1 protein-coding gene is annotated in these 652 nt (G+C 62.0%); it reads left to right on the plus strand.

Features of this window, described 5'->3' with window-relative positions:
- Positions 1-652: extracellular solute-binding protein (locus EF918_RS36455; RefSeq protein ID WP_185922113.1), on the plus strand; the 652-nt coding region annotated here is incomplete at both ends.

Below are 652 nucleotides of genomic sequence, written 5' to 3' on the forward strand. Positions count from 1 at the left end.
TCATCCCGAAGACGGACGCAGGACAGGAGGCGGCGTTCGTCGCGTCGGGGACGATCCTGCCGGTCAGTGACTACATCGACCTGATGCCGAACTACAAGAAGACGATCGAGGACTGGAAGTTCAAGGACGAGTTCAACAGCATCCTGCAGCAGGACGGACGCTACTACCTGCTGCCCGGGATGCATGAGCAGGTCTGGCCGGAGTACACGCTGACTGTTCGGCTCGATGTGTTCGAACAGGACGGAATCGCGATTCCGACCACCTGGGACGAACTCCGGTCCGCCCTGCGGCAGTTGAAGGCCAAACACGCCGGCGTGTACCCGCTGTCCGACAAGTACCAGGCCAACAGCATCTTGCAGAATGCCGGGCTCGCCTACGGCACGGTCGCCGGGTGGGGCTTCGGGGGCGCCAAGTACGACGCCGCAGCCGACGCGTTCGTCTATCCCCCGATGACCAAGCAGTACCGGGACCTGGTGGAGTACTTCAACGGCCTCGTCGCGGAGGGGCTGATGGACCCCGAGAGTTTCACTCATGCCAACGAGCAAGCTGACCAGAAGTTCGTGACTGGCAAGACCTATGTGATCACCTCCAACTCCCAGGATCTGCCGACCTGGCGTCGCTCGATGGACGACATCCTGGGGCGTGGCAAGTA

The organism is Streptomyces sp. WAC06614, assembly GCF_003949795.1.
In the GTDB taxonomy this organism is placed as follows: domain Bacteria; phylum Actinomycetota; class Actinomycetes; order Streptomycetales; family Streptomycetaceae; genus Streptomyces.